Raw genomic sequence first — 24,731 nt, forward strand, 5'->3', positions numbered from 1 at the left:
GCGCAATTTGAGAGTTCTATTGACTCTAGATCATGCGGTGGCGGTATCAATAATTGCTTAGTGAAACACAGAATACTTATAGAGAGTTACTCCAGAAGTGCTCACATAAGACATATTAGTGAGGCAATGCTCAGAACGAAACTATGTTTGCCGGATTAAGCGTGCTGATCACTCCCAGAATACCCTTAGCCAACGGAATGGCTACCGGAGAGAGATAGGAACCCAGCGGGATACTCGCGTGGTCAATGGAGGTAAGCATGGTAAAGTCGTCGTTGCGTCTGGTCAGATCGTCGCTGATAGCTTTGCCAATGCGTACCGTTTGCGCCACGCCATGACCACTCCAGCCATGTACCATATACACGGGTACTCTGTCGTTGCTCTTGCGAGCATCGGTGGCACCGTTCAGGGTCAGATCGCTGATCCCGCCCCAGGAATATTCCAGTTCAGCTTTTTCCAACTGTGGGAACACGGTTCTGATACGCCCAAGCAGATAGTTGTTCACATCACGTGGTGACCAGGAATTGCCAGTCCCCTGTCCACCGAACAGTAGGCGGTTGTTGCGCACAGCACGATAGTAGTCAACCTGTAACTGTGTATCGTAGACCGGCAGATTTGATGGGATCAGTTCTTTGACATCCACTGGCAACGGCGGCGTTACCGCCACGTAGGAGAAAAAAGGCACCGTGGTGGAAGGGCCGGAGATAAACTCACCCGTGGAGCCATGCACACCCAACACCACGGCTTTACTTGCCCTGATAGTCCCCCGCTCAGTTTCTACGATTGTGCCACCAGTATCCTGCTTGATGCCCTTCACTTTTGTGCTGTCATAGATTCGCCCACCCAGTCTGGCGAAACCATAAGCCAGACCACGCAACAGTGCCAGAGGCTGGACCTGCCCACCGATACTGTCGATATTTGCTCCGTGGTAGATGCCCGAACGCACATACTCTTCCTGCAATTCGTGCGGCCCGATAACCTTCATCGCCGTATCTCCCAGTTGACGCCGGGCATCGGCATTAGCCACCAGCGGCCCCATGTGGCCTGCGTGCACTGCAACAGTGATATGACCATATTTGCGGTCACATTCGAAACGATAACGCTCACGGAGTTCATCCAAGAGATTCATCGCTTCAACAGAGGCAAAACGCCATAAGCGTTTAGCCTCATCGAATGAAAGTTTTTCCAGTATGGTCTTAGCTTCCCAGCGTGCGAGCCCGGGGGTTATCTGTCCCCCGTTGCGGCCAGAAGCTCCTGAACCAATGTTATCCTTTTCAACCAGAATCACGTCCACTCCCGCTTCAGCAAGATGCAATGCCGTGGAAGCACCCAGCAACCCTCCGCCGATAACCACAACTTCGCAGTTCTGGTCTCCGGGCAGGTTTCCCAAAGCGGGCCAGTCAGCTAAAGAAGCTTCATAATAGTTGGCTGGCATGACGCCAGCAGCAGCGTCTTTATGCCAGCTCCAGATGCGCGGATCCAGTCCCAACCGGCTGGCTCTATGCTGTGCATCCTCCAACAGTGTTGGCCGGAGCTTATCAATAGTGTTAGCCGGAGCATCGGCCGTGGTTAAGGTCCGGGCGAGCAGGGATAAATTGGGAAGTGCGGATGAAAGCACTCCTGCCCCCGCGAGCGTCGCGACGGTAGAGATAAAGGCTCTTCTATTCATTGTCATTTCAACACTCCTGTCATGATCTTGAAATCACCTGCTGGCCGAGTCCGGAGAGTTTTGCTATGGGTGAGTCCGGCTATCTGAGCTGTATTTATTGTTGCCAGAGCTCTCTTTCAGACCGGCGAGAATCAGCAGGATAATAGTGCCGATAAACGGTATGAGATGTAGCAGTAACCACCAAGCACTACAGTTGATGTCGTGCAGGCGGCGAGCATTCACTGCTAGCGCGGGCAAAAACGTGAGCAGCAGATAGATAGCGCTGAACCAGCCCATATAAATTTCAGGATTGGCAACAGCAAAGTAGTTTTCAAGGAAAGAGATAATAAATACAGCCAAGATTTGGAACAGAAAAAAATACCAGAACTCCTTACGCCGGGCCCGCCCCCTGAAATATGCATAGTTCTTTAATACATTTAAATACCAGTGCATTGTTATCCCCTCTTGTGAGGTAACCGATTATATCTACTCTACTGTTTAGTCAGATCGAGCAGCACAGATTCCAGAATGTTGAGCGCTTCATTAAAAACGTCATTTTGTATGGTCAGCGGCGGAAGGAAACGGATCACGTTACCGTGTACACCGCACATCAACAGGATCAGACCACACTCCAGCGCTTTCTGGCGTACCGCGTTGGTAAAGTTGGCATCGGGTTCCTGACTGTCCGCATGGTTAAACTCCACCGCAATCATCAGCCCGAGCCCTCGCACGTCGGCAATCTGCGGGACATGCGGTCGCAGTTCATGCAGACGCTGTTTTAGTTGCTCTCCCAGCTGTGTCGCTCGCACATTCAGCTTTTCTTCTTCGATCACATCCAGCACCGCATGGGCGGCTGCAATCGCCACCGGGTTACCACCATAAGTTCCCCCCAGACCGCCGGGCACTACAGCGTCCATCAACTCTGCACGTCCCGTTACCGCAGCCAGCGGCAAACCGCCCGCCAGACTTTTCGCCATAGTGGTCAGATCGGCAACAACCTCATGATGCTCCATAGCAAACAGTTTGCCCGTACGTGCGAAACCGGTCTGGATCTCATCGGCGATAAGTACAATGCCGTGGCAATTGGCGATCTCACGCAGCGCTTTGAGCAGCTCGGGAGGAGCAGGATAGAAACCGCCTTCGCCCTGTATCGGTTCGATGATGATGGCAGCAACGCGCGTGGGCTCAATGTCGGCTTTAAAGAGATTTTCCAGCGCATTCAGCGTTTGTTCCACACTAATGCCATGCAGCCCGACCGGAAACGGAACACGGTAAACGTCGCTAACCAGCGGGCCGAACCCCATTTTGTACGGTGCAACTTTGCCGGTTAATGACATACCGAGGAAGGTACGGCCATGGAAAGCACCGCTGAAAGCTACCACGCCACTGCGCCCGGTAGCGGCACGCGCGATCTTTACAGCATTTTCCACCGCCTCGGCCCCGGTAGTGACAAAGACGGTTTTCTTCGCGAAATTACCGGGCACCAAGCGGTTCAGACGTTCGGCCAGCGCCACATAATTTTCGTAGGGCACCACCTGATGGCAGGTGTGGGTGAACTGTTCCATCTGTTCTCTGGCTGCCGCGATGACGCGCGGATGGCAGTGGCCGGTATTCACCACGGCGATACCGGCGGCAAAATCGATATAACGTTGCCCATGAACGTCCCAAATTTCAGCGTTTTCCGCACGCTCCGCATAGACTTGTGTGGTCACGCCCACGCCTCTTGCAATAGCTGCGCTGCGTCTTTTGGCTAGCATAGATTCAGTCATAAATGAAAACTCCTAACTCCTCAGCAATCTGAAATAAGCGAGCTTCAACAGACAGACGCCCGATGTAAATAGCTATCCAAAGCTGGTAGAAGTAACCGATCCAGCGTCGAAACTAGCATATCCGCCGCCGCACCGACAAAATCCCCAACGATGAGTACCGAGTGGGCATTGTAATTATGTAGGCTCCGTTGCAGACATAATCCACAGAGGGACCGTCGATGAGCGCATATCTGCCTGTGTATGGGCATCCGGTAGCGGCGCGACCACAAGCTTCGCGCCGGGTATCGATCAACGCTAAAAAATACCGTGGCGATGCAGCGCTTTCGCATCCTCCGGTACCGGGGTGATAGCATCCCAAAGTTCAGCCACTTTGCCGTCCTCAATGCGCCATAGCTCGAAGTAGCTATGACGCGCTCCGGCGATACTCCCTTCCGAATGAGTCAGAACAAACTGCCCATCGGCTACCGTACGGTGAATTTTAGTGTAATGCAGCCCCTGCCCTTTATCTCTGAGTTGCTCAAGAAACGAGATAACTGCCGCCGTACCATCGGGAATATCGGGGCTGTGCTGGCGAAACAATTCACCATTAGTGTAGTTTCCAAACTCTTCGTAGTGACCCTCGATCAGGGTACGTGTAAAAAAGTTGACCACCAGTTCGCGATTCTTCTCTCGGTCATGGTCATCGCCTGCTTCAGTCGGGCCGTCTAACTGAGTCCGGCCACTGACGTTGGGTGCAGCCTGCGGCACCAGGCCGTCCCAGTGCTCTACGATTAAGCCGTCGGCAACCCGGTACAGATCGAAACCGACCAACGGCCAGTCGTCTAATCCCGTAAAACGACCGTGGATGGCGACCAGATCACCATCCTGCAATACTCGATACGTTTCGTGGTGCAGTTCAGGATGTGTCCAGACCAGCTCACGCAATCCGGCAAGACCCTCTTTAACCAACGGGGAATGTTCGATGAAATGCGGCGCAAAATAACGATCAAGCGCCCCTATATCACGGTCAGTAAACAGTTCGTGGTGCGCACGCGACACCAAGTCGCGTGGAGATCTATTCTGAATCATTACGGATGTCCTGTGTCAGTCGTTGGAACTCATCACGTGTTTGATACGCGTATATTCATCGAAGCCATAAGCCGACAGATCTTTACCATATCCTGAGCTCTTGAAGCCGCCGTGCGGCGCTTCTGCCGTAAGCGGAATATGGGTGTTAATCCAGACGGTACCAAAATCGAGTTCACGTGACAGGCGCAAAGCGCGGCCATGATCGCGGGTCCAGACACTGGAGGCTAGTCCGTATTTCACGTCGTTAGCTTTCTCTATGGCATCCTGTTCATCGCGGAACTTCTGCACCGTGATAACCGGGCCGAAAATCTCGGTCTGGATTGCTTCGTCGTGCTGTTCCAGACCGGTAATTACCGTAGGTTCAAAGTAATAACCCGAGCGCTCAGCCTGACGGCCCCCGGTTTCAATACAGGCATGCGCGGGCAAACGCGCAATGAACCCTTTGACCTGCTCCAGCTGACGAGCATTATTGAGCGGCCCATATAGCGCCTCTTCATCTTCCGGGTAGCCAAAGCGGGTAGCTTTAGCTGCCGCCACCAGTTTAGCGACGAAGGTATCGTAAACAGATTCATGCACCAACACACGCGAGGCTGCCGTACAATCCTGACCCGCATTGAAATACCCCGCGGTAGCAATGGTCTCCACCGCTTTGTCCATATCTGCATCGGCGAAAACAACCACTGGCGCTTTGCCACCTAGCTCCAAATGTGCTCTGGTGAGATTAGCTGCCGCCGAAGAGGCAACCTGCAAACCTGCGCGTACGGAACCCGTGATGGAAACCATAGCTGGCGTTTTGTGTGAAACGACCAGCGCCCCCGCGCTGGCATTACCCAACACTACGTTGAATGCACCTGTCGGGAAGAACGGAGCGGCCAGTTCAGCCAGCAACAGAGTACTTTCCGGCGTGGTATCGCTCGGTTTGAGTACCACGGTATTACCCGCGGCTAACGCAGGCGCTATCTTCCATACTGCCATCATCAGCGGGTAGTTCCACGGCGTAACTTGCCCCACCACGCCGAGTGGTTCGCGCCGAATACTGGTCGTCATATCAGGAAGATATTCAGCCGTCGCTTTGCCTTCCAGAAAACGGGCGGCACCCGCGAAGAAACGAATATGATCCACTGACGCCGCAACTTCCTCAGAGGCAATCAGATGCTTGAGCTGCCCGGTATTGCGGCTTTGCGCTTCGATCAGACGTTCAGAGTTTTTTTCTACCGCATCGGCTAATGCCAGCAACGCTTGCTGACGTGCTGACGGTGTGCTGCGCCCCCAGATCTTGAATGCCTCTTTAGCTGATGCATAAGCTTCATTAACATCCGCTATAGTCGCGTTAGGAGAACGCGCATAGGTTTCACCCGTGACCGGGCTTATTAGGTCAAAATATTCGGAACTTTTAGATTCAACATACTGACTATTAATGAAATGCCTGAGCGTTGGTACCGGCATGGTTACCTCCTGATGGATTGGATAACATAAAATATAACCTATAACTTAGTATGTTCAATTGTTATGTAGATGTTAATTTTTCAACTAAAAAACAAAAATAAAAGAGTAATTAAAGACATAGATGTAACTTTCGACACTCCTGTTCAGGAAAATATACCGGCCGATCTGTGAGCAGGATCGAGGATTTTTTTTACTGGAAGAAAAGATTCGGGGGTTATTCCTCGGCAGGATTATTTACAATCGAGCTAATATCAAAGATTGCCCAATTTGCAACATCAATATTAAAAAGCGAAGTCTTATTGGAGAAATTACGATGGAAAAGACAATAAAAAATATATCTTTATTCGCAGGAATTATATTTAGAGGCTTGACATTATCTCATGCAGCAATTATTCCACTTGGTACTGTAAGCTCATGATTGATGAAGTAGCACTAAGTATTTTATGCTAATACTTAATTATAGTTATACCTCTTACATTCAAAATAGGGTATTCAATAGAATCACTTAATATCTTAAATAATCATAAACATTCTGAGGTTTGGTTTGCAAGATTAAATAAAAACCTTAATTATCAAATAATTGATTTCCCTGAAATAGCTACCCCCAAAATGAGATCCTCTTGGAGAACAAATGATGAATAAAACATTAAGGAATATATCCTTATTCACAGGTATTATATTTTTCAATCTGGCATTATCTCATGCAGCAATTATTCCAGCAGGTACATTATTGTCAGTTAATCAAGATATCGTTCGCAATAATGGTTCGGAACCTGTGTCTCTTGATGTTCATAAAGTTGAAAATGATGTTGAGTTTAATATTGTTCATGATTTTTTTAGTGGATTAATCAGAGCTGGCAGTGATGGAAAAATCATCCCTGATTTAGCGGTCAGTTGGGAAACCAAAAATAATAAAGTGTGGTTATTTCATCTAAGAAAAGGAATAAAGTGGTCTGATGGCTCCCCTATTACTGCTCATGATGTGGTTTTTAGCTGGCGACGTTTAGTTGATCCCAAAATTGCGTCTCCGTATGGCAGTTATCTTGGAAACATGCACGTAGTCAATGCCAAAGATATTGTTGCTGGTAAGAAAAAAACTGATGAATTAGGTGTAAAAGCACTGGATAATTTGACTTTGGAAGTGACGTTAGAACAACCCGTATCCTATTTTTTACCGATGTTGGCCTACCCTGTTATGGTGCCTATTAGCCAAAAAGCGGTTGAAAAGTATGGCGAAAAATGGACTCATCCCGATGTATTTGTCAGTAGTGGGCCATTTAAGTTGTCCGAATGGGTTGTCAATGAGAAGGTTGTGGGTGTCAGGAATTCACAATATTGGGATAGTGCTCATACTGTTATCAATAAAGTCACTTACCTTCCAATAGCATCAGAAACGGCAGATATTAATCGTTATCTAGCCGGAGAAATTGATATCACCAAGAATATCCCGTCGATTTTATTTAAATCCTTAAAGGCAAAATTAGGTAATCAAGTTCATATCACACCAGCATTAGGCGTTTATTATTATGATCTTAATAATCAAAAAGCACCTTTTAATGATTTCAGAGTCAGACAGGCATTAAATTTGGCTTTAGATAAAGAGATTATAGCGAATAAAGTTTTGGGGCAAGGCCAAGAACCTGCTTATAATCATACCCCACCAAATACTGGAGGAGTGAATTTAGGGCAACCTGATTATGCATCATGGACACAACAAGCAAGAATTGAGAAAGCTAGGAAATTATTAAATGAAGCGGGTTATAATAGAGATAATCCATTGAAATTTAAACTTCTTTATAATACATCAGAAGAGCATAAACGAATTGCTATTGCGGCGACTTCAATGTGGAAAAAAAGTCTGGATGTAGATATTACTTTGCAGAACCAAGAACGAAAAGCTATGTTAGATGTTATTCATCAAGGTAATTTTGAGATGGTGAGATATGCACGGATCGCTGATTACGATAATCCTGCCTCGTTTTTAAATAATTTTGTTACTGATAGTTCTAATAATACATTCTTATATAGCAATCATGCTTATGATAATTTGATAAATAAAGCTAAAGCAACAAATGATCGAAAATATTTTCAGCAAGCAGAAGACATTTTGGCAAAAGATGTACCAGCAATTCCCGTTTATTACTATATCGGTGTTAGATTAGTCAAACCTTATATTGGTGGGTATTATATGAGTCCATTGGGTTTCGTATCGACAAAAGATCTTTATGTTATTAAACATTAATAACATATTATTGTAGCATTTAAGTAGATATTACGGTTTTGAGCAGATTGGTTGTTTTAAACCGTAATATACCCGTCATCTTTCAAGTTGCTTCTTTGTTGGCTGCACTCACTCACCCCAGTCACATAGTTCTCTATGCTCCCGGGGATTCGCTCCTTTGCCGCCGCGATGTATCTTGAAATCCATAGGGTATATATTGGTTAATTATTATCTCCAGCGAGGACATTCCCGCTGAATAAAGATATCCAGTGAACAAGGATTTACACCTGTTAATGCTTTGACGCCATCTGTAATGCGGTCTTCAGTACCTGATGCAATGTCACTATCCATTGCTGAAAGGATTTTTGAGTAGGTTTCATCCAGTCCATTTTGTTGTAGCCGACTGGCCAATTCGTTGGTCGTTAGATTTCGGTGACTAATTTCGCGGCCTAAGGCTTTACTCAGTGCAGAAGCAATATCGCCATAACTCAGTGTTTCGGGCCCTGTAAGGATGAAATCTTTATTTATGGTTCGATTTGATGTTAACGCAGAAACAGCTGCCTGAGCAATATCAAGAGCGTCAATGAACCCCACTTTGCCATCGCCCGTTGCAGAGTAGATAGCATTTTCTTCATTTATTGTTACCAAATGCCGTTGTTCATAGAAGTTCTGCATAAACCAGGTAGGACGTAACACTGTCCATTCTGGCGCATTAGCTTCCAGCCAGGCGTGAATTTTTCCCATCATTGGTGCACCAGAGGCCAGTGACGATGCACTGAGCAACACAAAACGTTGAACCCCTTTTTCTAGCGCTATTTCAAGCAATGGTGGTACTACTGAGCCATGATCACTGGTGTTCGTTGGTGCCACAATATATAGTGACCTGATGCCAGAAAATGCGGCTTCAGCCAGATCAGGGCGCATCCAGTCAAAGGCAATTTCATTACTTGATTCAGGGGTGCGGGTACCGATCCGATGCGTGCTCCCATTTTGGGTCAGTAACTCACTAATCAACCTTCCGGTTTTTCCCTTACCACCTGTGACCAAAATATTACTCTGCATGATAATCTCCTTTTATATTACAAAAAATAGTAACAGGCATATTTTAAACAAAATTTCAATAACTTAATATAATTAAATTGTTAATCAATTTATGAAATGGATAATCATATTATATTTATCTAGAATTGATAGTTAAGTCCTGGGGCTTTATTTGTCGTAGATAAATTATCCTGCAAAGTGGAGGACGCTATTATGTATAAACATAAAGTGAAAGTGATGGCTTTAGCCGCTACGATAATTACAGCTTTATCTAATGGTACATGGGCTCATGGTTATATTGATAGCCCAGGAAGTCGTGCATTCCTTTGTTCCGCACAAGGAAATGAACAAAATATGGATTGTGGGTTGGTTAAGTATGAGCCTCAATCTCTTGAAGCTAAGAAAGGCTTTCCACAAGCTGGCCCGGAAGATGGTCATATTGCCAGCGCTGGCATTGGTCATTTTGGCGCATTGGATGCTCAAACCGAAGATCGTTGGAAAAAAATCCCTATTACTGCCGGTGAGATTGAGTTCCAGTGGGAAATTATGATTCAACACAAAACCTCAAGTTGGGAATATTTTATTACCAAACTTGGTTGGGATCCCAATAAACCTTTAACCAGAGAGCAATTTAATAGTACACCTTTCTGCTTTGAGGATTATCAGGAAAAAATGCCGAGCAGCAGAGTTATTAATAAATGTACCTTACCAGAGGGTTATCAAGGCTATCACGTTATACTGGGTGTTTGGACAATCTCAGATACCCTAAATGCATTTTACCAAGTAATTGACACAACAATTAGCCCTGCTTGATATTTGGTACATCTTATATACCCAATGGGACGGGTATAACATAACTATTATCGGGAACAGCCTCATGCTGTTCCTGTTTATCGGACTTTTTTTCCATTTATTGAACTCAGTTATTTTCTATAAATTTTATTGACGTGTCGTTGATATGTTATGAAGGTGAGACTTTAATAGGTTTGCTTCCAAACTATGTGGAGCGTGGAGCAAACCTATGCAACAAAGCTTAAAGACCGAATTTTTCTTTAAGTTTATCAAGTTGCTGTTGTTGAAATAGCTCAAACTCAGCTCTTGGCTGCTGCAAGCGTATGGAATCTAACATTGGATCTTTGACTTCTGTACGAATGCCGCTCATCTGTTCAAGTACAGCCAATCCACAGAATGGGACATAAGATTCCGCATACCCGCCTTCATGAACAACGACTAGTTTTCCGTCGCATAAACTATCTGCTGCTTGTTGCACTAGCTGGGTCATCTCCCGAAAACTTTCACTATGGAGCTGCATCCTTGCCAAAGGGTCCATCGCATTCGCATCATAGCCACAGGCGACAATAATCAGTTCTGGTTTAAAGCGTTCAAGCGCAGGAAGTACTATCTGTGTCATTGCATAGATATAGCTATTATGTCCGGCTCCAGCAAGTAATGGGATATTCAGGTTATAACCGGTTCCTTCACCTTCCCCGATATCATCTTCACCGCTGTATCCTGGAGGGAAACAACCATCCTGATGTATCGAGATAGTCAAAACATCAGAACGATCCCAATAAATATGTTGAGTACCATTACCGTGATGAACATCCCAATCAATGACCGCAACTCGTTTTAAATCAAAACGTGCTTTTGCCTGTTCAATTGCCAATGGGATATTTGCTAGAAAACAAAATCCCATAGGTTTATCAGGCAAACAGTGATGACCCGGTGGTCGAGAAAGGCTGTAAGCATTATCAAGCTCACCACTAAGCACTGCTTCCACCGCCGCACAAGCAAGGCTGGCTGAAAGCTTAGCAATTTCATAGCTTCCCGGTCCTAGAGAGGCTTCTATACCAAGCATTCCTCCACCGTTATCACTGACTCGCTTAAACTGCTTCAGGTACTCTTCAGGATGAATTTTACGTAGTGTTTGCTCATCAATAGGCGATGCCGAAGAAAGGTGTAAAGAGTGGCTCAAGCCTGATACATCCATCAAATTTTTTAACCGCCGTTTTGTTTCCGGCGATTCAGCATGTGCAGTTCCAGAAGAAGGCTGCACCCAACCACCGACAGGTAGAGTCATTACATGCATGCCAGTACTATGCCAAAAACAATGTTCATCAAAGAAAAACCCCGTTTTTCGTTTCATCACCCCTTCCTTATATAATATTAAATTTATTTACACATTATTAACATAATCAGAATACCAAAAAACCGGGTAAATACGAGCACGAGCCAGACTGTTTTTAATTACGAACCGTTACAACTAGAAATTTCCGGCTCCTAGATGATCCCTCTCAACTCTAACAATCCGGTGCAGTCGTCTTCGGAAAATAACATCACGGATGCCTACAACTTTCATATCTTCTGTTTTGTGACAGTAACGACAAGTTAATCAACTTTAGGCAGTTAACAGAAAATGCGATACGACCGGTTCAGCCATTGGCCCAGAGCAAAATCGGAGTCTGTGAAACTTGGATTGGTGGAAAGAAAACGCAGCCACATTCGTAATTACGTACAAAGAAACAAAAAACTGGTTATTTTCACTAATCCGGATCTTGGTAACCCGGTTCCCCGGGTTGCCACAGTGCCGGAAATAAATATTAAAACAACGCCAGTAGTTAAGGGAGAGCATAAAAAACCGTGGGGCAATCGTTTAAATGCTCTCCGCATCAGAATTAATGAGCTAGCCGGAGTACGATTGATGGTTCTACATTAGCTATAGCAGCATAAACACCAATGTAGTGCCCCACACAATTTCATGCTCTCACCGCTTTCAGGCTGCGAAGGTCATATTCATGTCGCGCTATACCAGGTGTGGAGTGTCGACGCGCCCAGATATTCCTTCAGATAACGCTTGAGGCTATTAGCCTCGGTGAGCGTCGAACGCACTCCTGCTTGACGATCGTAGATTTCCAGATAATTGCCGTTGCGGCCTGCTGCAACAAAGTGGCCAATGCCAGTATCGCGCTGAATGCCGAGCACGACTTTGTGCTGGTCCGGCAATTTATGCAGCTCCCCTATGAATCCGTCAATGGAGAATTGGGTGTGGCTCACGGCGTTACCATTGTCGGCAATACGCAACGCCGTGGTCATATCATCGAGCCGCATGCCGTGCCTGCTGATGCTTTCCACCCCCTCTGTAGACAACCCGAGCCTGCTCACCGTTTCGGACTCTGACCAGCCGGACAGGGCAGCGATAGCATGCAGGCCGCAATCGTTCCGCGTGCCAGCATGAAACGGGGTAGTATCGTCACCCATGTTCCCCATTATTACCTCCTGATGAGCCTCGCCACCTCTGGTTTGACTCACATGCGCTTCATCCAAAATTTCAGCTCCACTCCCGAGCCGTCTCCCTGTTCGTACTGCCGAACTCCCCATATTTATCACAGCTAATCGATTTGCGCTTAGTAGGCTCTTCACCCCTGCATTATACAGTTCATTCGCCTCACGCAATAACTTCGGTGCCTGACGCACCAAGTTGTATCCCGCCCGCACCATGCCCGGCAGGCGTGCAATACCGTCCACTATCGCTGGAATGCCGACAATCAAAGCGGCTATTCCCAGCTTGCGACTCAGCTCGGGATGACTATCTTCCAGCACCCCACTGGCAATGTCCAATGCACTGGAAACCACCGCCGAGGCCGTCACAACAACCAGCAGCGCCAGTGATGCCCCCCCGGTCACCGGTGCCAGAAGCACTGCCGCTATCCCGGCAGTCACAATCCCAAAAATCCCGAACCCCACGCTCCACCAGTTAACATGACCGCTCGGATCCGCGTGATTGATTGGGTCGCCACCGCAGTAGGCATACGAATTAAGACCGCCCTTGCCAAACGGGCTCCAGTTGTCAGGACAGTGAAAGCGCATCAGCACCGGATTATAGGTTCGATAGCCATGCCCCAAGTGCGTGGTGCCAGTTATCGGGTCACGCCGCTCTCCATTGTATCCCTTGACCGCGCGGGGTTTAGTGCTGTCGGGTGGCGTATTCAGCCCGTACGGGGTATATGTCTGGTCGGCTAGAGTCTCGCGACAGACCGCCATCACGCTTTGTTTCTGGTCGGTTCCCAGTAGCAGCGTCTCTTCCCCGTGCGACTCCAGTGTGATCTGGGCTACCGTACCCAGATACCGGATAACAGTGTTTGCTTGTTGGTTTTGTTCCGATGCGCTGATCCATTCATTGGTCAGCATGTTGTCGTCATAGTACAACCGATGCAGGCGACGGGTATCGTCTCCCTGTTGCCAGGCTAGGCGATCAAAGGCATCGTAGCCGTAGTCACCGCTGCCGTGCTTTGCACCTTCCACCCGACTTAGGCGTCCAAGCGCATCGTAACGTAGTGTCCGGCCCACCTCATCCCTGACTAAGCGTCCTGCACCGTCGTACAGTAGTGGGATCTTCGATAGATACCCCCTAGAAGTCAGTGTATTTGTTACATAGCTTAGTTGGCAGGGGTCTTTTGCATTTTTATAGTGATGGGTAGCGGTATTGCTCTCCCCCGTCTGCAACGTCGTGACACATGTTGTGATATTGTCCAGTACGTCTGCCATGAAGGTTTGTCGTACTATCGCGTTACCATACGCATCCTTGGGTAGCAGACTGCCACTGACCCGGTAGTCACTCAGGCGACTGCGTAGGTCATACGTGAATTGTTCATCCGTCAGCACCTCCCCCTGATGGTCTCCCTTGTGTAGGGTGCGTCTGACCACGCGACCGACCACATCGTACTCCTGTAGCAATATACGGGTGTCTTGGGCATTGCTGTTAAAAATACGCTTCACCTCCCGCCCGAAGGCATCGCGCTCGATGTCGGTTTTTAGTACATGCCGGGACTGCAGGGCCGTTGCCACCGTTTGGGCAACGCGGTTCAGGTCGTCATAGCAAAATACTACTTTCACCGTCTTGCCGTCCGTCATCTGCGTCAACAGGCCGACCTGGTTTCCGGAAGTGGCATAGCTGTAAGTCCAGCAACTGCCGTCACCACGGCGCTCCTGCAGCAGTCGTCCCGCCAGAGAATATAGACGGTGCGTGGACAACGCCTTGCTACCGTGCACGCTCGTGATCTCCCCTGCCGTATGCCCTGACGGCGCGTACAACGCCGTCACTACCGAATTTCCTTCTGTCGCATCAAGCAGATGACCAGTTTCTGGCGTGTAACGGTACGTTTTATGCACTTTTTTACCGTCTGGCTGCGTCGCCATGACCGCCATCAGCGCCCCTCCTAGGCGTGGCTCATTCAGGTAATCCTGTGTCGATCCATCCGGTTCAGTGATGCTGTTTTTGTTGGGGCGAGCTTTCGGATTAAGCTCATGAGTATACGTGGTAGTTCGTCCCCCGACAGTCATACTGACTGGACGCCCCAGTGCATCGAACCGCTGTTCACCCAGCACCGTTTCTGCCGTCTCGCCTAGTGCCATCACGGCCACTGCAACGGGCAGATTGGCGCTACTGAAGCGGGCATACCGCCGGATAATCTGGGTTTTGTCCGCCAAGACCGTACGCAACAGTCGCCCAAACACATCATATTCATACCGGGTGACACGCCCCAGCGCATCGGTGACGGTACGCAAACGTCCGGCCCCATCCCATTCCTGGTGACTAATACTATAAGGAGTGTTATGTATTAAAGCGTCTGCAGACTCAAACACTTCCATTTTCACCACCTGATGCGTGTATTTGTGGTGATGGGTGACAATATGGGCCGTGTCCTTGCCGGTTCGGTCAGTGGTCCAGTGCGTCACAGTACAGGCTATCGGGTCCGCCAGACTATGGTGCACAATCCCGTCACTGCCGGTAATTGTGCTGACCTGCCCCCAATGATCATAAGTCAGGGCTGTTCGGATCTCAATTCGCTCCCCCAGAGGAGCAGGAGCGACAATATCGGTTCCAGGAGCCCGGAGATAATCTGTCTGCACGCTTTCTGTGACCCTTCCCCATGAATCTAGGGTATGCTGCAACATCATATGCCACACGTCACGGGCTGACGCCGGGCCGTCACTGTCCTGAATTTCAGACGCCAGAACCTGCTCCAGCGCATCATGAGATATCCGTATCCGATTACCCAAAGGGTCAGTTTTCGTGACTTGGGCGGGCGACGAGGCACTGGCCGGTTGCCAGTCAATCCGTGTCTCCTGACGATACTCGGCCTCATCCGGGTGCAGTACCATGCCGGTTTGATGTCCCAGTGCATTAAAATGGTTTTGGAGGGTACTTCCCGCACTGTCCGTTTGGGTTTGCATGAGGCCGCTGAGCGTGGATACGGTATCCGACGTAATCCGTGTCATCTTGCCATAATCTGGGTCGGCAGCATTGGCTTGGGTGCTCAGTTTCACCGTGCGAGTTAACCGATGGTTTTTGAAAACAAAGGCATAGTTCGTGTGCTGCACATAAGGATGTGCCGGCGAGTTGTCATTACGGAAAGTGGTAGTCTTTCGTTTGAGACGCCCAAAGTCGCTGGCCGACACATCGTCACAATAGTAAGCATAAGTAACGTTCTGCCGCACCAGATGGGCTTCACTTTCCCGTGAATACAGAAAATGCGTTTCCGTCAGTGGCATGATAACCGCCTGACGACGATGTTTCGCCTTTTCGGCGATATCGATATAAGTGTATTCAACCCGGGTAATCGGTTCGTCTTTGAATGTCTGAGGCGGGTATACTGTACGACTCTTGATAAAGCACGAAAAACCACTAGGGTTAGCCGGACACCTGCCGGGTTCACCGATAGCCGGGTACCATTGCATTTTCACAATGGTGCCATCCGCTGCGATTTGGCATGTTTGATGGCCCTGCTTATCGTATTTCATTGATGTCGATAACATCGGAGAGGCAGTGCTTCCTTTTTGCCAATGTGACAGGTTTTGTTTCGGAAACTGATAAGTCGATAGCTGTTGCGAAAACGGCTTATTTTCATCAGCATAATAGTGGGTGGTTTTGGTATGTGTGCAATCCCCTTGGGTAAATCGTTCCTCCGTCAGCAAATGGAATTTGTTATAGGTACGCCGGGTAACCTGCTCGCCACCATCAGGATGGTGTACTCGCTCTTCGGTCCAGTAGGTATAATGACTACCTGGCACAGAAAAAAGGTTTTCATCGTTTTCATTAAAATCCTGAAACTGCGCCCCATGTCCTAAATAGTTGTTACCGTCGTAACGGTAGGTTATCTGTAGCAAGGGCTGCTTCAGTCCAGGGGAAAGTAAACTTCGGGTTACCGCCGGCAGCCCGCCCTGACCGTGACTGGTGTTGTAAAGCATCTGTCTGGCTGCATAGTCCACCTTTTGAGTCAACCCAGCCGGTGTCACAAGATACGAAAGCGGATTGACATCGCCGGGAAATATTATAGACGGGTCATAGTCCAGCGACCAAGTGAGCGGTGTGGCCGGCTGACTGACATTTTTGATCTTGCGCAGGTAGCCGTTGGTCTTCAACAGATTAAAGGTCACGGTTTCGAGGGTATCCGGCCAAATTGTGATGGAAAGATAAGAGTTATAGTCAAACTTACACAATACGTTACCTGCCTCGCCAGTGATACGGGTCAGAAGATAAGCCCCCTGTCGATGTCTGTCATTCCATTCCAGATGCAGACTTCGGCCGATTGGTGACATTATCTGGACCGGCAGCCACATTTCCTGAGCATATTTTTTCAGGATCTCCACCATACCCGTGTTATGACGTACCACGCATCGCGAGTTCTCTCCGGAAGTCTGCATTTCAATCGTCAGTGTTGGTGGGCGTCTGCACTGACGCAGTGTCAAATGAGTCCCGGCTACATTGTGGTTGACACGATATTGTTCCCCAGATGCCAGCTGCAGGTGCCCAGGGTTGGTGGAAGCGTCATAGATGGTCAAACCAAATGACATGCCCCGGCCAAGCCCGAAGGCGTCCTGAGGCTGCAAGGGGGAGTAATTTAACCGCAGAGCAAGGAACGGACCCTGATTTTGGTGTCCTGACAGCGTGGCCATCGGGAGGCCAAAGCTGAAAATACCAGTGCGGGGGTCAACACCCGCTTGGGCAGCGCTGGTAAAATTATGCGCCTGAGTTTGCACATTTCTCATAAGATATTCAAGAAGGCTGTTACCTTCTTCCTCGGATTCGCGGACAAAGACAAACTAAACTGCACCAAAGATAGTTGTTCGGTACAGTTTATGAGCATAAAATTATGGAATATCAGATAACAGAGGGGAGCCCTGTATTTTTGTTAAATGAAATATTCACTTTTTGTTGATGCCCGAAGTTATCTTCAATCCAGACTGTTGCCTGCGTCTGTTCCGAGTAACCTGATCCCTGATTACCTGACAATTTGAAGTGAGACTCATCCGTTACAATAAGTTTCGCACATACCACGGTAATCGCATGTTCGCTGAGTTGCACAGTACATAATTTAAGGTTCTTGTTAAAATCGACAATGTACTTATTCGTATCTTCCACGGAGCCTATCATCACTGTGCCACTGATATTAATACTCCCACTGTGCTCAGGAAGCACCCAAGCCATTGCCTGAGTGTAGGCTGTTTTTTCCTTGACACCATCAAAAAAGGCTTGTCCACTGGGATATGGCCACATCCCAAAAATATTAGGGGACCTTGAAGGTGACCTAATAAATATGGAAATTTTATTGCCTGAAAGACTAGCGAATACATCACGGTGAGTCAGTAGGTATCGTTGATAGGCAACCTGCACATGCTGACGCTGAATGTTATGCACTTTAATGTCTGGGGCATCGACAAGTTTTACCTGCTCATCAAGTATTGTTAAGGTCCAAAGAGCGGGATCGCTGTAGCGTATGAACGATTCCACAGTCAATTTTAGAGGTGGTTTATTGTTGTTACTGGTTGTGATGGACTTGGCATCAGGCAGTGCCGGAGTGGTGGAGAAATACCCAGAGAGAGAAAGGTGCACAGGTGACTGAAACGATCTAGCTGACTGGACATAATAATCTAAGGTCATCGCGTCTAATGACGGTGCTGTATAATTCTGTATTTCACTTTCCCCCGAATTTGGATAACGTCCAGTACTGTAATAGCCTGGTAGCTCAAAAGCCACCACATCATCAGAATGAATCCCATCTGACGAACCACCACTAACATTGTTTCCTGACATGCCACGTACGTTCCAGATAATTTTTTTGCTCACGCTGTCATACAAATGAAGAAATTCACGCATTTTACGCGAAGGTATTTGTACCGGTGTTCCGTCTTGGTTAAGTAGTTTAATATGTACCCGAATATGAACAGCATTTCTGCCATTGCCATATATTTTAGCGTCGTGCCCGCGGGATTCAGGGTATTCGATATCAAAGGTCTCGACGGTATATTTTTCCACATCCGACTTATCTTTTATCGTTTGCGGCTGGGAGTTAAAAATCAAATCATTCATATACATTTCCTCTTTTATATTAGAAAAAATAGGCAGCCCAAGTTTTTTGGATAGTATTTTCTTTAGTAGCCTTAGACTACCATATCATCAAATTCTTATTCAAAACTGTGCCATTTATGCTTTCTATTAGACACTTATAAAATGGTTGCAGTTGTATAATATTAATAAATACGGATTGCACATCAGCATCTTTCCCTTATGGGAAAATATTACAATGGATTTATTTTTATTAAAAATATTTACAACCTATGATTGTTAATAAGAATGATTATTCTAATAGCTTAGAATAATTCCTTATTTTTAACAATTAGTTTAAATATAAATTCTGTACCTTGAAGTTAAATCTGTCATTCCGCACCTCATTCCTGATTTAAAAATAGTGTGATCTTACGATACCAATCTCAACGAATTTATTTTATATTTATTCCTTGCTAGTCGGGAATTGAGTGTCTATGGTTAAGGTAACGGTTTATTTAGTATGCGGTTTTAATAGCGTAATTTTTGCTTAGATAATTCCAATAAGCATCTCAATTGCTGAATTCATGCTCGTTACATACAATAATTTGTAACATCAGCTGATAACTTGGAGATATTAAAATGAAACAATCATTTAGCAGTGTAAGTCCGGGTCAGTCACCTTTCGGAGTTAGAAAATCTTCACAAACTATAATAGCCGAGTCAAAAGATGAACGTTGGGTACAGCTTCAAATAAATGTAGATCTCTTTGAGAACGTCGGCGCAACTACACTCTCAGGAGCAGGGCGCTGCATAAAAATAAACACAGCGGGAACAATGATCAATACATCTTCATTTCGTGGCTTAAATGAAAAACCTGTTGATGTTTTAGCTTATTCTATTCAAGATAGAATAGGTATGGAAACAGAAGATGTCAATAACTTAAAAGTTAAAGATAATAAAAATATATTCGATGATTGCCATATCACTATTCAGCCTATAGATTCGTCGATATGTGAATATGATTATTCGCAGTCATCCCCTAAATTCGGTTTAGGTAGTGACTGGTATTTATCAGAATATTCTCCCCGAAGTAAAAACAAAGATAATAATGTTGAAACATCCACCGGGAGTGGATTAAGTGCAGGTATGTTTGGCGGTATTCCAACAATAGGTATTGATGTTTCTGAATCAAATGCGAAGCAGTGGAGTCTTCCTGACTATGATTTAGCAGGCATGGCCGCTTTGTCAGATTTACAGCAACCTAGAATAGTATGGAATATACAGCGCTCTGACAAAAAAGCAGATCCTCTGATTGCAAGATCTTCGTTTAATCCCATTTTCGAAGGCTTATTTGCATTGAGACCAGAGGCTAAACCAAGTCGATACTCAACATTTGCAATACTATTAGATTTTTCTTTCGTAAAAAATGAACATCATACGACAGATGACGAATTCATTAAAAAATCTCTGCCATTCGGAGGTGTTTTGGATTATTTATTTAATAATTCGATGCTTAAACATATTGTTCCGGAATTTGGATCAGATAAATATTTTTTTCAAAGGTTTAGTTTCTTAACAAAATTCGTTGTGGACTGGCATTTAGGCACTGTTTCAGGAATATCTGATTCGTCTATCAAAGGCCGTCATGACCAAGAAACCCTACAATTAGTTAAACTAAAATCTCTGCTTCAGGAAAAAGATGAACATAGTTCAGGGTTTCTTTCTAAAGAAAAGTCTATCAATTATCTGAACAGTGCCCCCATTGAAATTGAAAGTTCAGAAACTTATCTTGAATTTGCCCAAGATTCTGCCATAGGTATTGCAACATTACACAATCTTAATGATCCGGAGGCTGGAAATTATGAATTAATATTTCCAGCTTCAGTTTTAGCTGGACTATACAATAATTTTAATGTGTATACCAATTATCCATTAATGGTTGATAATGCCAAAAGCGTTACATGGCTCCCATTCAAAAACGCTGCAAGAATCCAAGTTCCTCATGATAATGGAATTCCAGAAGGACAGTTCATTGACGGATTTGGTAAGTTTAATTATAGAAATGTTTGGGTCTGCCCAACTGGATATAATCGAGACTTTGTGTGGTATTTAAATAATGATTTAAATAATAAATATCCATTTAAAAAATCAGCAATGGCGATATTAAATATTCCTGAAGTGCCTGATAGCTATTATGCCACACATATTAAAAGAGATGATAAATATACTGATGGAATTGAGTTTCTTGTATTCAGAGATAGGGTTTTTTATTTTTTAAATGGGAAACTTAGTGCTTATCATAACTCATGTCTTAGTTTTCTTACAAGTGCCGTAATGGATACGCGTTCACCTGTTTTGCCAAATGAAAAGACACGATACTCAATTGGCATCGCACAAGGTCGTTTATTTTTCTCAAAGGATATATTAAAAACAGTTCTTAGTGAGGATGAATCAAATGAATTAACAGTCGTTACTAGTGATCAAAACAAGAAACATCTTCAGCAAGTTCTTAACGATTTTATATTTGGTTGTGCCAATCCATGGATCTTTATGTGTGATGATGATGTTTATGTAGTACGTTATGATGATGTTGTGACATTCAAAATGCCGACTACAAAATGTTCTACAAAATTAACCTATTTCCAATGGCATGAAGGTGCGACTAAATATTTCAAAAATAAACTTTTAGTACAAGTGGCCTCATCAGATGTTGTAGCAAAACAAATAGCTGGTTGGAGTGCAGGAAAATCTAAGCCAGCTGCTGCTGAAAAACCTATATTTTTACTTGAAAACGAAGTTATCTTTCAGAAGTCTTTCTAGACGGTAGGCCAGGCCGCGTTGAGTAGACCTGTACGGGCAACCGACAGGTCTACTTCGGGTCTGTTCATAGCAACGGAGTATTTATGAGGTTTAAAAAAAATGCCTAGAGACAGCAGTCGTGCCCCCCGTTATATCCCGCGGAATCCGCGAGCCCATCCCGAGTGGACCGAGTTCGAACGTCGCTTGCTCAGCCAGAGGGTACCAAGAGGAACCATCGAGCCACTTTGGGAAAATGTACTGCAGGGCATACGCGCCCAGCAACAACTCAATCGTGAAAATCGCAAACGTGACCATAATCCTTTTTATGCCGCCGTTGCAGAAGTACTTAGTGGCGAACTGCTTATGCTGCAACATGGCAAGCCGCTAGCTTTGTGGTCCGGCGGCTTTGCTGTCAGCGAATATGCGCGGTTCAATAAAGAATGCACAACGCTCGAATCCACAATACTGGGCGGGGTATTGGACGCTCTAAACCTCTTTAGCGACTGGAAATGCATCGCACCCATGTGGAATGCCATCTCGCGCAAATATGTCCAGAAAGGTTATGGTACTGCGCACATTTTTTTAAGGGTTCATGCCCCTGATAGCGTGCTGTATCGGCAGGAGATTCCAGCTCTTGAAAAAAAAAGAGCACCGTCCCTTCCTGATGAAAACAGAATCCAGGACATTTTCTGGCATGCGCTCTATGGTGATGGGGAATGGCAGGTGCTGCGAGAAATCGACGCATGGGGAAATCTGGTTGTCAATTTTTGTTTCACCTCTGAAAAGGACGCTCGTATGGCCATAAAAAATTTTCTGGTGCGTAAATCGCAAATGGGCGGGAAAGCGACATATGCGGCCAAAGAGATGAAGATCGATTAGGCTTGTCTGCAAATATGCACCCGGTTTGACGTGTACAGTTGTCAGGTCAAATTCAATTTTTCTCGATTCCCTCAAGAATTTACGAGATTAACTGAATGATCGTTAGTTGTCTGACTTCGTCTACTGCCTGAACTCGTCTGGGTAAAGTGTAAATGGGTGTTACATCGCGCACCTGAATTTATGCAACAAAGCCACTGCGCTAACTTAGTGCTAGTTAATATCATCCGATTCCACACAACAACCTATTTTTAAATAGAGAGTTGCTATATGCCAAATCTTGATTTAGAAAAACTAAATGCTATGCATAAAGTATTAGATACAGACCCATACAATTCTTTCGCGATCAATACTATTGACAAACTTTATAAGAAAGCAATTCATTCTTTTGCAACTTCAGACAACTTATCTAAAATAGTTGAAGATTTTAGGGCTGCTACGACGGGAAGTGATGAAAGAAAAAGATTTGCTTCAAGCTTATTCAAAGAATCAGTACATAAGATACGAGGCATTCGCGGGCTACCTAATGAGCTGCCTGTAAATATGAATTACCCGAAATCTGAAGTTTTAGAGCAAAGAGCCCCTTTTATAGCTCCTATTGCTGGCAGGCCTTATTACACTTCTTCCGAAACACAGGACAAAACGTTTCGCCCTACTTGGTCTTACCCTACTTGGGTTCGAAACTACTCAAGATCAAATGGCAATCCCGCATATTGTCATATGACCGAGGAAGAAAGAAGGCTACTTGAAGAGGTTGTAATTGGAGGAAAAACTGTCAAATATTTACATGGTGAAGAACTAGAAGAAAGAGGCGTTTTCATTAAAAATGGTAGGTTTTTCGATAGAAATGGCAAACCGTTTAGTACAACTTCTTATAGGACTCGTTACCACGGTGAGGGATATGGAACTATAGTTTGTAGGAGGGGGAACTTGATTTATTCATATAAGCATGAAAGTAAAGTACTACATCACACGTCTTTATCTGCCGGCAAAGCAGTTATTTTTGCTGGTGAATGGCAGGTGGAGCAAGGCATTTTAAAAGTACTAACTAATAAAACTGGGCATTACCGAACACCTAGTGGTTGTTTTGATTACTTTATTCAATATTTACGAGAACAGCAAGTTTCTTTAAATGAAAAAGGGATAAAATATATGAGTTAGTTGTAATGGTCTAATCAAACAGAGCCTGTTTAGAAATTTGTGTATCTGCCTGATTTTGATATATTCAATCCAACATCAAAAACAGGTTAATTTATGGACGAAAAACAGTTGCAGGCTCTGGCTAACGAACTGGCCAAAAATCTCAAAACCCCTGAGGATCTCAACCAGTTCAATCGCCTGCTGAAAAAAATCAGCGTCGAGGCGGCCCTCAATGCCGAAATGACTCATCACCTCGGCTACGATAAAAATCAGCCCAAACCGGGGGCCAACTCCCGAAACGGCTATTGGAGACCATAAAATCTATGGTCGCCCTCGTTTTTGCAACACTCATTTTGATGAATTTTTGGCTTGCTTAAATCTATCCGGCGTCACTATACCTGTGGGTTTTCCTTTTAATTGCGTCAGATAGCTGCATAGTGGCACCAAAACGGAAGGGGCCACACTGACAAAACGGGGATAGCTGAGTAAGGGGTCCGCTTGGAAAACGGGTAGAGTCGAGATGTGGCGCGGTAACTGGAGACCATAAAAATCTGTGGGGCACTTATGCAGCAGCTGCCTCTGTCAAATAGTGCTCCGTTTTTTCACCTAATTTTATGCCTGGGTACCAATGCTCAAATTGGGTTTTCAAATCATCATTAAGTACGGCTGTGCGGGTCTGGAGTAAGTAATGCGCACCTTGCTGGCTCCATTGCATCTGCTGCTTTTTCACCATCCGTTTGGCAATCACTTCATTGATCGTCGATTCAACAAATGAAGAGGAAATGGGTTCACCATAGCGGTACATTTCACCATAATTCGGGATTATCATGTTGTTATTTTCAATGTAGGTGTACATTTCATCGATATGTTTTGATAAGGATTTCTTATTATCATAATGCGAGATGTCCTCATCACACATCTCAGCACAATCCTCTAGCTGTTCTAATGCCTTAATCACATTGCCATGCCAGAGATACCATTTTGTACTGGTTAAAGCGTCCAATAATTCTGCACCGAGTTCAGGGGTGTTTTTCGATACCCCTCTGGCATATTGTTTGAGTACTGTCAGACGCATCGTGATATGAAACCAATCCAGTACGTGCTGCGATTCGGGGTACAAGTTAAATTGCAGATCCCTGAGATTATCGGCCCCATCCGATAAGAAAGTAATTTGTTGATTCGCCTGCATACCTTGTGAAGATAACTGGGCGATGAGTTTTCTTCTGGGGTGATTTTCAAGACATTGCACAAAACCAAAGCGTTTGGTTGGTAGAGCATAAAAAAGTCTGGGGCACTTGAGTTATTTAGCGGTAAAGTGGGCAATTCAACCGGACTATTACCCATTATCGGCCCATGAATACTTATACGTTAAAGTGGCTTCTTTAGCTGCTTTACCAC

Annotated in this window: 15 protein-coding genes and 4 pseudogenes; 7 read left to right on the plus strand and 12 right to left on the minus strand. The window is 45.6% G+C overall.

Going from position 1 to position 24,731, the window contains the following annotated elements:
* Positions 1-130: 130 nt before the first annotated feature.
* The 6 genes and pseudogenes from AACQ38_RS19960 to AACQ38_RS19985 form a co-directional block, all read right to left on the minus strand.
* The gene (locus AACQ38_RS19960) at positions 131-1,672 is read right to left on the minus strand and encodes an NAD(P)/FAD-dependent oxidoreductase (RefSeq protein ID WP_165578896.1); all 1,542 of its coding nucleotides are present in this window, start codon (positions 1,670-1,672) and stop codon (positions 131-133) included.
* A 57-nt stretch (positions 1,673-1,729) separates the two neighbouring features.
* Positions 1,730-2,098: a DUF805 domain-containing protein gene (locus AACQ38_RS19965; RefSeq protein ID WP_165578897.1), complete on the minus strand. Its 369-nt coding sequence runs from the start codon at positions 2,096-2,098 to the stop codon at positions 1,730-1,732.
* A 38-nt stretch (positions 2,099-2,136) separates the two neighbouring features.
* Entirely contained in the window at positions 2,137-3,414 is a 1,278-nt protein-coding gene (locus AACQ38_RS19970; RefSeq protein WP_165578898.1) for a 4-aminobutyrate--2-oxoglutarate transaminase, read from the minus strand.
* Positions 3,415-3,708: 294 nt separating this feature from the next.
* Entirely contained in the window at positions 3,709-4,161 is a 453-nt protein-coding gene (locus tag AACQ38_RS19975) for a nuclear transport factor 2 family protein (RefSeq protein WP_339367074.1), read from the minus strand.
* 18 nt (positions 4,162-4,179) lie between these two features.
* Positions 4,180-4,482: pseudogene (locus AACQ38_RS19980) on the minus strand (nuclear transport factor 2 family protein); the annotation flags it as partial.
* Positions 4,483-4,497: 15 nt separating this feature from the next.
* Positions 4,498-5,928 carry a gamma-aminobutyraldehyde dehydrogenase gene (locus AACQ38_RS19985; RefSeq protein WP_011146585.1) on the minus strand — a complete coding sequence of 477 codons (1,431 nt, stop codon included), beginning with the start codon at positions 5,926-5,928 and terminating at the stop codon, positions 4,498-4,500.
* 631 nt (positions 5,929-6,559) lie between these two features.
* On the opposite strand from AACQ38_RS19985, the gene AACQ38_RS19990 reads away from it, so the two are divergent.
* On the plus strand, positions 6,560-8,170 hold the full coding sequence (locus AACQ38_RS19990; RefSeq protein WP_165578900.1) for an ABC transporter substrate-binding protein: 1,611 nt from the start codon (positions 6,560-6,562) through the stop codon (positions 8,168-8,170).
* A gap of 207 nt (positions 8,171-8,377) precedes the next feature.
* Here AACQ38_RS19990 and AACQ38_RS19995 read toward each other — a convergent pair whose 3' ends face one another.
* A complete protein-coding gene (locus tag AACQ38_RS19995) occupies positions 8,378-9,211 on the minus strand; it encodes an SDR family oxidoreductase (protein ID WP_165578901.1) in 834 nt (277 codons plus the stop codon).
* A gap of 192 nt (positions 9,212-9,403) precedes the next feature.
* Between AACQ38_RS19995 and AACQ38_RS20000 the strand changes: the two genes are divergently transcribed.
* Positions 9,404-10,003 (plus strand): lytic polysaccharide monooxygenase, encoded by a 600-nt coding sequence (locus AACQ38_RS20000; protein ID WP_011146588.1) that lies wholly within the window; start codon positions 9,404-9,406, stop codon positions 10,001-10,003.
* Between the two features lie 220 nt (positions 10,004-10,223).
* Here AACQ38_RS20000 and AACQ38_RS20005 read toward each other — a convergent pair whose 3' ends face one another.
* Complete coding sequence (locus tag AACQ38_RS20005; protein WP_011146589.1) at positions 10,224-11,336, minus strand: class II histone deacetylase; 1,113 nt, start codon at positions 11,334-11,336, stop codon at positions 10,224-10,226.
* A 270-nt stretch (positions 11,337-11,606) separates the two neighbouring features.
* Here AACQ38_RS20005 and AACQ38_RS20010 point away from each other — a divergent pair, with 270 nt between their 5' ends.
* A complete protein-coding gene (locus AACQ38_RS20010; RefSeq protein WP_207631937.1) occupies positions 11,607-11,906 on the plus strand; it encodes a hypothetical protein in 300 nt (99 codons plus the stop codon).
* Between the two features lie 77 nt (positions 11,907-11,983).
* On the opposite strand, the gene AACQ38_RS20015 is transcribed toward AACQ38_RS20010, so the two are convergent.
* Positions 11,984-17,239 (minus strand): RHS repeat-associated core domain-containing protein, encoded by a 5,256-nt coding sequence (locus tag AACQ38_RS20015; RefSeq protein ID WP_165578903.1) that lies wholly within the window; start codon positions 17,237-17,239, stop codon positions 11,984-11,986.
* A gap of 112 nt (positions 17,240-17,351) precedes the next feature.
* The gene (locus AACQ38_RS20020) at positions 17,352-18,551 is read right to left on the minus strand and encodes a hypothetical protein (RefSeq protein WP_207631938.1); all 1,200 of its coding nucleotides are present in this window, start codon (positions 18,549-18,551) and stop codon (positions 17,352-17,354) included.
* Between the two features lie 606 nt (positions 18,552-19,157).
* Here AACQ38_RS20020 and AACQ38_RS20025 point away from each other — a divergent pair.
* The 4 genes and pseudogenes from AACQ38_RS20025 to AACQ38_RS20040 all read left to right on the plus strand — a co-directional run.
* A complete protein-coding gene (locus tag AACQ38_RS20025; protein WP_165578905.1) occupies positions 19,158-21,338 on the plus strand; it encodes a hypothetical protein in 2,181 nt (726 codons plus the stop codon).
* A 99-nt stretch (positions 21,339-21,437) separates the two neighbouring features.
* Positions 21,438-22,196 carry a hypothetical protein gene (locus AACQ38_RS20030; protein WP_165578906.1) on the plus strand — a complete coding sequence of 253 codons (759 nt, stop codon included), beginning with the start codon at positions 21,438-21,440 and terminating at the stop codon, positions 22,194-22,196.
* A gap of 267 nt (positions 22,197-22,463) precedes the next feature.
* Positions 22,464-23,354: a hypothetical protein gene (locus AACQ38_RS20035; RefSeq protein ID WP_165578907.1), complete on the plus strand. Its 891-nt coding sequence runs from the start codon at positions 22,464-22,466 to the stop codon at positions 23,352-23,354.
* 93 nt (positions 23,355-23,447) lie between these two features.
* A pseudogene (locus AACQ38_RS20040) lies at positions 23,448-23,639 on the plus strand (IS256 family transposase); the annotation flags it as partial.
* 75 nt (positions 23,640-23,714) lie between these two features.
* Here AACQ38_RS20040 and AACQ38_RS20045 read toward each other — a convergent pair.
* Positions 23,715-23,822, minus strand: a pseudogene (locus AACQ38_RS20045) (IS982 family transposase); the annotation flags it as partial.
* 73 nt (positions 23,823-23,895) lie between these two features.
* Positions 23,896-24,606: pseudogene (locus AACQ38_RS20050) on the minus strand (ISKra4 family transposase); the annotation flags it as partial.
* Between the last annotated feature and the right edge of the window lie 125 nt (positions 24,607-24,731).

This window comes from Photorhabdus sp. RW14-46, from assembly GCF_963887965.1.
GTDB classification, from domain to species: domain Bacteria; phylum Pseudomonadota; class Gammaproteobacteria; order Enterobacterales; family Enterobacteriaceae; genus Photorhabdus; species Photorhabdus laumondii.

Excerpts from the sequence above, each read along its gene's own strand:
- AACQ38_RS19960 (WP_165578896.1), bottom strand. The coding sequence starts at position 1,672 with ATGACAATGAATAGAAGAGCCTTTATCTCTACCGTCGCGACGCTCGCG.
- AACQ38_RS19965 (WP_165578897.1), bottom strand. The coding sequence starts at position 2,098 with ATGCACTGGTATTTAAATGTATTAAAGAACTATGCATATTTCAGGGGG.
- AACQ38_RS19970 (WP_165578898.1), bottom strand. The coding sequence starts at position 3,414 with ATGACTGAATCTATGCTAGCCAAAAGACGCAGCGCAGCTATTGCAAGA.
- AACQ38_RS19985 (WP_011146585.1), bottom strand. The coding sequence starts at position 5,928 with ATGCCGGTACCAACGCTCAGGCATTTCATTAATAGTCAGTATGTTGAA.
- AACQ38_RS19990 (WP_165578900.1), top strand. The coding sequence starts at position 6,560 with ATGATGAATAAAACATTAAGGAATATATCCTTATTCACAGGTATTATA.
- AACQ38_RS19995 (WP_165578901.1), bottom strand. The coding sequence starts at position 9,211 with ATGCAGAGTAATATTTTGGTCACAGGTGGTAAGGGAAAAACCGGAAGG.
- AACQ38_RS20000 (WP_011146588.1), top strand. The coding sequence starts at position 9,404 with ATGTATAAACATAAAGTGAAAGTGATGGCTTTAGCCGCTACGATAATT.
- AACQ38_RS20005 (WP_011146589.1), bottom strand. The coding sequence starts at position 11,336 with ATGAAACGAAAAACGGGGTTTTTCTTTGATGAACATTGTTTTTGGCAT.
- AACQ38_RS20010 (WP_207631937.1), top strand. The coding sequence starts at position 11,607 with ATGCGATACGACCGGTTCAGCCATTGGCCCAGAGCAAAATCGGAGTCT.
- AACQ38_RS20015 (WP_165578903.1), bottom strand. The coding sequence starts at position 17,239 with ATGAGAAATGTGCAAACTCAGGCGCATAATTTTACCAGCGCTGCCCAA.
- AACQ38_RS20025 (WP_165578905.1), top strand. The coding sequence starts at position 19,158 with ATGAAACAATCATTTAGCAGTGTAAGTCCGGGTCAGTCACCTTTCGGA.
- AACQ38_RS20030 (WP_165578906.1), top strand. The coding sequence starts at position 21,438 with ATGCCTAGAGACAGCAGTCGTGCCCCCCGTTATATCCCGCGGAATCCG.
- AACQ38_RS20035 (WP_165578907.1), top strand. The coding sequence starts at position 22,464 with ATGCCAAATCTTGATTTAGAAAAACTAAATGCTATGCATAAAGTATTA.